Source organism: Streptomyces sp. CC224B, from assembly GCF_030010595.1.
GTDB classification, from domain to species: Bacteria; Actinomycetota; Actinomycetes; order Streptomycetales; family Streptomycetaceae; genus Streptomyces; species Streptomyces longispororuber.
Genome location: NZ_JASCXL010000195.1, coordinates 1 through 8,567, shown reverse-complemented (window position 1 = coordinate 8,567; position 8,567 = coordinate 1). Strand labels below are relative to the sequence as shown.

Below are 8,567 nucleotides of genomic sequence, written 5' to 3'. Positions count from 1 at the left end.
TTTTCACACCACCCCCCGCATCCCCCCACCGCTTCGGGTCCGTGGTGTCCCCCCGTGGGCCCTCCCCCCCCCCCCCCGGGGGGGGGGGGGGGGGCCGCCCCCCCGCCCCGCGGCCGCGCCGCCGCCGCCCGCCGCCGGCCCGGACCGCGGCGCCGCCGTGCCCGCCGTCCTGGACGGCGGCCCCCTCCAGGCCCCCGAGGACGCGCCGGCCACCCTGCAGGAGGCCCTGCGCCAGGCCGCCCGGCTCGCGCCGGACAAGGGGACGGTCTACCTGACCAAGGGACACGACGACGTGTTCCAGAGCTACGCGGAGCTGCTCGCCGACGCCGAGCGGGTCCTCGCCGGACTGCGCGCCGCCGGGCTGCGCCCCGGGGACGCGGCGCTGTTCCAGTTCGAGGACAACAAGGAGTTCCTGACCGCGTTCTGGGCGTGCCTGCTGGGCGGCTTCGTACCGACGCCGGTCGGCGTGGCCACCACGTACCGCGCGGAGAACGAGACCAACCGCAAGCTGCACAACGCCTGGGAGCTGCTCGGGCGGCCCGTGCTGCTCACCGACGGCGCCACCGTCGACGCGCTCACCGGGGTGCGGGAGCTGTGGGGCGAGCCGGACGTGCGGATCCTGACCGTCGGCGACCTCGTGGCCTGCCCGCCCGACGGCGACTGGTTCCCCGCCACCCCCGAGTCCCCGGCGCTCAACCTCCTCACCTCGGGCAGCACCGGGATGCCCAAGTGCGTCCACCACACCCACGCGAGCCTCGTGGCCCGCTCGCTGGCGGTGATCCAGCACGCCGGTCTCACCGGTGACGACATCAGCCTCATCTACATGCCGTTCGACCACGTCACGGTCGCCTTCTACAACGTCCGCGACGTGTTCCTGCGCTGCCTGCACATCAACGCCAGGACCGAGCACGCCCTGGGCGACCCGCTGCTCTGGCTCGACTGGGTCGACCGCTACCGGGTGACGAACACCTGGGCGCCGAACTTCGTCTACGCCCTGGTCAACGAGCACGCCAAGGAGATCCGCGGCAACCGCTCCTGGGACCTGTCGTGTCTGCGCGAGATCGTCAACGGCGGCGAGCCGGTGATCGCGGCGACCAGCCACCGGTTCCTGGAGCTGCTCGCCCCGCACGGGCTGCGCGCCGACGTCATGCGCCCGGCGTGGGGCATGTCCGAGACCTGCTCCGGGGTGACCTACACCCGCCAGCACCGCGACGACCGCCGCGCGGGCACCGTCTCCATCGACCCCGCCTCGCTGACCGGCAGCATCCGCCACGTCGACCCGGACGCGCAGGACGCGGTCGTCCTTTCGACGGTCGGCAGCCCCATCCCGGGGGTGCGGCTGCGCGTCGTGGACGACTCCGGCCGGGAGCTGCCCGAGGACCGCCTGGGCGAGCTGCGCATCCGCGGCCTGACGATGATGCACGGCTACTTCGCCAACCCGGAGGCCAACCGGGAGGCGTTCGACGAGGACGGCTGGTTCCGCACCGGCGACCTCGCGTTCGTCCACGACGGCGAGATCGTCATCGCCGGGCGCAAGAAGGACCAGATCATCGTGCGCGGCATCAACTACATGGCGCACGAGATCGAGAGCGTCGTGGAGCGGGCCGAGGGCGTGAAGGTCACCTTCTCGGCCGCCGCCGGGGTGCGCGAGCCGGGCGCCGACTCCGACCAGCTCGTGGTGTTCTTCGTGCCGCTGCGCTGGGACGCCGACGCGCTGGCCGCGGTCACCGAGGAGGTGCGGGCCCTGCTGGCCCGCGAGGTGGGCATCGCGCCCGACCTCCTCGTGCCCGTCACCGAGGCGGAGTTCCCGAAGACCGGCAGCGGCAAGGTGCAACGCGCCGCGCTCGTCACCGCGTTCCGCGCCGGGACGTTCGCCGACCGGGTCATCGGCGGCGAGGAGCCCGAGGAGGTCCTGGACACCTGGCTGTTCCGGCGGCAGTGGACCGAGCTGCCCGCCCCCGCGGCGACGGCGGACGGCGCCCCGGAGGGGGTGCGGCTCGTCATCGCCGACGACGGCGACGCCGGGCGCCTGGGCGTGGAGGGGCCGCTGGTCACCGTCCGCCGGGGCGAGCGGTTCGCCGAGCGGGCACCCGGGTCGTACGAGGCGCGTACGGACGACCGCGAGGAGCTGCGGCGGCTGCTCGCGGCCGTGACCGGGGCCCACGGCCCGGTCGCCGACGTCGTCCTCGCCCCGCCGCTGTCCGGCGACGGCGACCCGCACGCCCGCCTCACCGCGGCGACGGCGGAGCTGTCCGCCCTCGTCGGGGCGCTCGCCGACGGGTCGTACGGCCGCCCGCCGCTGCTCCTCGTCACCCGCGGCGCGGTGTACGTGCGCGACGGGGACGCCGTCGACCTCGGCACCTGCGCGCTGCCCGCGCTGGTGCGGACCGCGGTCGCCGAGAACCCCGGCCACGTGATCCGCCAGCTCGACCTGCCCGCCGACCCCGGCGCCTGGCCGGAGGCCGTGCGCGCCGAGCTGGCGGACCGGGCGGGCACCGGTGTCGTGGCGGTACGCGCGGGACGGCGCTGGAAGCCGCAGGTGGCGCCGGTCGCCGAGGAGGGTGCGCAGGCCGCGCCGCCGCTGGTGGCGGGCGGGCTCTACCTGGTCACCGGCGGGCTCGGCGGCATCGGGTACGAGGTCGCGGGCTACCTCGCCGCCGCCTACGGGGCGCGGCTGCTGCTCGTCGGCCGGTCCCCCGCCGACGGGGAGAGGGCGGCCCGGCTGGCCGAGCTGACCGCGCTCGGCAGCGTCGTGTACGAGCAGCTGGACGTCACCGACGGGGCCGCGCTGGAAGCGGCGGTCACCGCGGCGGAGGCGCGCTGGGGGCGCCGTCTCGACGGTGCCCTGCACCTGGCCGGGACGGACCCCACGGGCCAGTGGGCCGACCTCGAACGGCACACCGTGGCGGCCGAGTCCGCGGACACGTTCGCCGCCCAGTACGGCGCCAAGGTCGCGGGCACGCTCGCGGTGGCGGACGTGCTGGCGGCGCGGCCCGACGCCTCGCTCGTGCTCTTCGGCTCCGTGAACGGCGAATTCGGCGGCCATTCCTTCGGCGCGTATGCCGCGGCAAACGGCTTCCTCGTCGGATTCGCGGACCATTGGCACCACGAACGGCGCCGTCCGGTGCACTGCCTCGCCTGGAGCATGTGGAAGGGCGTCGGCATGAACCAGAACCAGTCCGACGCGCCGGCCCGCAGCCGCGGTTTCCGTTCCATCGAGGCGACGGACGGACTCCGGCTGTTCACCGAAGGCATCGCGACACCGCACCACTATGTGATCGTGGGCCTCGACCTGGCGCATCCGGCCATCGTCGACGAATTGGTGCCGGAGCAGTTGCGGGTGGGTGAACTGCTCGTCGCCTACACCGCCGACGGCGTCGACGCGGAGGCCGTGCACGCGGCCGTGGCGCCGGCCGTGCGGGACTGCCCGGTGCCGGTGCGGCTGGTGCGGGTGGACCGGGTGCCGAGGGACGCGACGGGCGGTGTCGACGTCGCCCAACTCCTCGCCGACACGGCCGCCGACCGGCCCAAGCGCCACTTCACGGCGCCCGCCAACGACCTGGAGCGGCGGATCGCCGCCCTGTGGTCGGACGCGCTGAACCACCCCGAGATCGGCAGGGACGACTCGTTCTTCGACCTCGGCGGCAACTCGATCCGGGCGACGCGGCTGCTCGCCCTGGTCGACGAGGCCTTCGCGGTCCGGGTGCCGACGCAGGAGCTGTACGAGCGCCCGACCGTCGAGGCGATGGCGGAGTTCGTGGAGCGGCACACGGCCGGCTGAGCGGCATCCGGCCGGCTGAGCGGCACCCGGCGGGCTGGAGGCGGCGTTCGGCGGGCCGGGGCGGCCTCCGGGGTCCCGCCGGGCTCTCCTGGGCGTTCAGGCGGCGCCCCGGGGGGCCCGGCGGACACCTTGCGGACGGGCGGTCCCAAGGCCACCGCGGCGCGCTGGAGGCCGCCCGTCCGCCCGCCGTCGGGGGTGCCGTGACGCCGCCTTCCCGCCCGGCCGCCGCGGCCCGGCCGGTGTCCCGATTTCCTGGCGACAGGACATCGGCGCCGGTCGGGGCGCTGTTCCGCACCGAATTTGCTTGACCCCGCCCGGCGCTGCGGGAAAAGTAAGCGTCGCTCCGCCGTCAGCCCGAAGTGCCGCCCTCTCCGCGAGCCCACCGCGGAATGCGCGGCAGACGCGACGTGGACCGAATGCCAGGCTCACTCACTGAGATTCCCGAAGACCACGCACGTCGAGTTCGTGCGCCCTCGGCGCTCCATTAGCGCCCGCAATGGACCCGTCTGCGCAGGAAGACTTACCGAGGAGTAAAAGCGAAATGATCCCTCTGTCCTTTGCGCAGCGCCGGCTGTGGTTCATCGACCGGCTCGAGGGCCCGTCGGCGACGTACAACGTCCCGTTCGTGCTGCACCTGGACGGAGCGCTGGACGTGGACGCCCTGCGCCTGGCGCTGCGCGACGTCGTGACCCGGCACGAGAGCCTGCGCACGCTGTTCGTCGAGGACGGCGAGGGCCGGCCCGTGCAGCGGATCGAGCCCGCCGACGGCCTGTTCGGGGACCTGCCGGTCGTCGACGTGGCGCCCGAGGGCGTGGACGCCGCGGTGGCCGAGGCCGCCTCCTACCGGTTCGACCTGTCCCATGAGATACCCGTGCGGGTGCGGCTGCTGCGCAGCGGACCGCGGCGGCACGTCCTGGTCCTCGTCGTCCACCACGCCGCCGCCGACGGCGAGTCGGTGGCGCCCCTGAGCCGGGACCTGGCCTCCGCCTACACCGCCCGGATGCGGTCCCAGGAGCCGGACTGGCCCGAGCTGCCCGTGCAGTACAAGGACTACACGCTGTGGCAGCGGGAGTACCTCGGGGACACGGACGACCCCACGAGCGTGCTGTCCACCCAGCTCGCGTACTGGCGCCGCGAACTCGCGGGCGCACCCCAGCAGTTGCGGCTGCCCACGGACCGGCCGCGGCCGTCGAAGGCGAGCCACGAGGGGGACGTGGTCCCCTTCACGATCGACGCCGACCTCGCGGCCGCCGTCGCGGAGGTGGGCGGCCGTCGGGGCCTGACGCAGGCGATGGTGATGCAGTCGGCCCTCGCCATGCTGCTGCACCACCTCGGCGCCGGTGAGGACGTCCCCATCGGGGCGACCGTCGCCGGGCGCACCGACGAGGCGCTGCTCGACCTCGTCGGGTTCTTCGTCAACACCTGGGTGCTGCGCACCGACCTGTCGGGCAACCCCACGCTGGAGCAGGTGCTCGACCGCGTCCAGGACAAGGCGCTCGGCGCGTACGAGAACCAGGACGTGCCCTTCGAGCGGCTCGTGGAGGCGCTGAACCCGGAGCGCTCCACCGCCTACCACCCGTTCTTCCAGGTGATGTTCAGCTGGCAGAGCGTCGCCCACGTCGAGCTCGACCTGCCGGACCTGACCGTCACGCTCGAGGCCGTCGCGAACAAGACCGCTAAGTTCGACCTGGAGTTCAACTTCTCCGCCGACGAGCAGGGCCGCGTGACCTGCGTGCTCGAGTACGCCACCGACCTGTTCGACCGGGCCACCGTCGAGGAGATGGGGGCCCGCTTCGTCCGCATCCTGCGGGCGCTCGCGGACGACCCCACCACCCGGCTCGGCGCGGTGGACGTGCTCTCCCCCGCCGAGCGGGGCGTCCTCGCCGGGCGCAACGAGACGGCCGAGCCGACCCCCGAGCTGACCGTCGCCCAGCTCTTCGAGCGGCAGGCCGGGCTGACCCCGGACGCCGTCGCGGTCACGACCGAGTTCCAGGACCTGACGTACCGGGAGCTGGACGAGCGGGCCAACCGCCTCGCGCACGAGCTGATCCGGCGGGGCGCGGGCCCCGAGACGCTCGTCGGGCTCTCCCTGCCGCGCACGGCGGACCTGGTGACGGCGCTGCTCGGCATCCTCAAGTCCGGTGCGGCGTACGTGCCCATCGACCCCCGCTACCCGAGCGCCCGCCTCGGCCACATCCTCTCCGAGGCCCGTCCGCAGCTCATCCTGACCGACACGGACACCGAGTCGGTGCTGCCCTCCGACGACAGCGCCCCCCGGCTCCGGCTCGACGAGCTCGACCTGGGCAGCGGCGCGGCGGACCTGCCCGCGACCGGGCTGCTGCCGGACAACACCGCCTTCGTGATGTACACCTCCGGTTCGACCGGTAAGCCCAAGGGTGTGGCGGTGACGCACCGCGGGGTGGTCAACGGTGTCACGCGCCTCGCCGCGGTGGTCGGCGTGGAGGCGGGCTGCCGGATGCTGGCAGGGACCTCCATCAACTTCGACGTGTCGGTGTTCGAGATCGTCACCACGCTGTCGGTGGGCGGCACGGTGGAGGTGGTCCGCGATCCGCTGGTGGTGGCCGAGCGCGGCGGCTGGTCGGGCAGTGTCATCAGCTCGGTGCCGTCCGTGTTCGCCGAACTCCTCGACCAGGTGGGCGGGAAGCTCCAGGCCGACACGGTCGTCTTCGGCGGTGAGGCGCTGTCGGCCGCGCTGGTGGAGCGCGCCCGGGAGGCCATCCCTGGCGTACGCGTGGTCAACCCCTACGGGCAGACGGAGTCGTTCTACGCGACCGCTTTCCAGGCTCAGGAAGGCTGGAGGGGGGCGGCGGGTGCGCCGATCGGGGTGCCGCTGGGCAATATGCGCACCTATGTGCTGGGCGCGGGGCTGAAGCCGGTGGCGCCGGGTGTGGTGGGCGAGCTGTATGTGGCCGGTGAGGTGGCGCGTGGCTACTTCGGCCAGGCGGGCCTGACGGCCGAGCGGTTCGTGGCCGACCCCTATGGCCCGGCCGGGCAGCGGATGTACCGCACCGGGGACCTGGCCCGCTGGAACGACCAGGGCCAGCTCGAGTACGCCGGCCGTGACGACGCGCAGGTCAAGGTGCGCGGCTTCCGCATCGAGCCGGGCGAGGTGGAGGCGGCGCTGACCGCCCACCCGGGTGTCGCGAAGGCCGCGGTGGTGACGCGACAGCACCAGGGCAGCACCCAGCTGGTGGGCTACGTGGTGGCCGCGCACCTGTGGGAGAGCGAGCCCGGCGCCGTAGCCGATGTGGGCGACCTGGACGTGGATTTGACCGCGGCGGTCTCCTCGCGGGAGCTGCGCCGGTTCGTGGCCGGGCGGCTGCCGGAGTTCATGGTGCCCTCGGTCTTCGTGATGCTGGACAAGCTGCCGCTGGACCCCAACGGCAAGCTGGACCGCCGTGCCCTGCCCGAGCCGGAGTTCACCGGCAGCGCCTACCGGGCGCCGCGCAACCCGGTCGAGGAGGTCCTGGCCGGGGTCTACGCCGACGTCCTCGGTCTGGAGCGGGTCGGCATCGACGACGACTTCTTCGCCGTCGGCGGTGACTCCATCCGCTCCATCCAGGTGGTCGCCCGGGCCCGCGCGCAGGGCGTGGAGGTCACACCCCGGCAGATCTTCGAGGCCCGCACCGTGGCGGAGCTGGCCGAGGCCGCCGCGGGCGACGCCGAGGCCGGACCGGTCCTGGAGGAGCTGGAGGGCGGCGGCACCGGCTTCGCGCCGCTGCTGCCCATCGGGCACTGGCTCCAGGAACTCGGCACGGGGATCGACCGGTTCACCATGGCGATGGCCGTCGACCTGCCGGCCGGGATGGACGAGGCCGCCCTGGTCGCGACGCTGTCCGCGGTGGTCGACCGGCACGACATGCTGCGCTCGCGCCTGGTCACCGGAGAGACTCCGGGCCTTGAGGTGTCCGGCCCCGGCACGGTGGCCGTCGCGCCGCTCGTCCACCGGGTCGCCACGGACGGCACCTGGGGCGAGGACTGGAACGAGCTGGCCGCCGCCGAACTGGACGCCGCCACCGACCGGTTGGATGCCGCGGCCGGCGTCATGGCGCAGTTCGTCTGGTTCGACGCCGGTGCCGAGCGCGCCGGGCGGTTGCTGCTCGTGCTGCACCACCTCGTCGTCGACGGCGTGTCCTGGAGCATCCTGCTGCCCGACCTGGCGTCGGCCTGGCGGGACGTCCGCGACGGCCGCACCCCCGAGCTGGCGCCGGTCGGCACCTCCGCCCGGCGCTGGGCGCACGCCCTGACCGCCGAGGCCGCCTCCGCCGAGCGCGGCGCGGAACTGGCCCTGTGGCGCTCCGCCGTCGCCGGTCCCGACCCGGTGCTCGGCAGCCGACCGCTGGACCCGGCCGTCGACACCGTCGCCACGGTCGCCCACGTCCGCAAGGACCTGCCGGTGGCGGCCACGGAGGCGCTGCTGACCACGCTGCCCGCGGCCTACCGCGGCGGCGTCAACGACGGGCTGCTGACCGCGCTCGCCCTGGCCGTAGCCACGTGGCGCGAGCAGCGCGGGGTGGAGGAGTCCTCGCTGCTGCTGCGCCTGGAGGGCCACGGCCGTGAGGAGGCCGCGGCGCCGGGCGCCGACCTGTCCCGCACGGTGGGCTGGTTCACCAGCATGTACCCCGTCCGCCTGGACGTCGCGGGTGTCGACGTGGCCGAGGCGCTCGGCGGCGGCGCGGCCGCGGGTGCCGCCGTCAAGGCGGTCAAGGAGCAGCTCCTCGCCGTGCCGGACAAGGGCATCGGCTACGGCCTGCTGCGCTACCTC

At 74.3% G+C, this 8,567-nt stretch carries 2 protein-coding genes; both read left to right on the top strand.

Features of this window, described 5'->3' with window-relative positions; genetic code table 11:
- Nucleotides 1-157 precede the first annotated feature (157 nt).
- Nucleotides 158-3,781 carry an SDR family NAD(P)-dependent oxidoreductase gene (locus tag QK440_RS40110; protein WP_282798205.1) on the top strand — a complete coding sequence of 1,208 codons (3,624 nt, stop codon included), beginning with the start codon at nt 158-160 and terminating at the stop codon, nt 3,779-3,781.
- A gap of 541 nt (nt 3,782-4,322) precedes the next feature.
- The coding region (locus QK440_RS40105) for an amino acid adenylation domain-containing protein (protein WP_282798204.1) at nt 4,323-8,567 on the top strand (4,245 nt) is incomplete at its 3' end.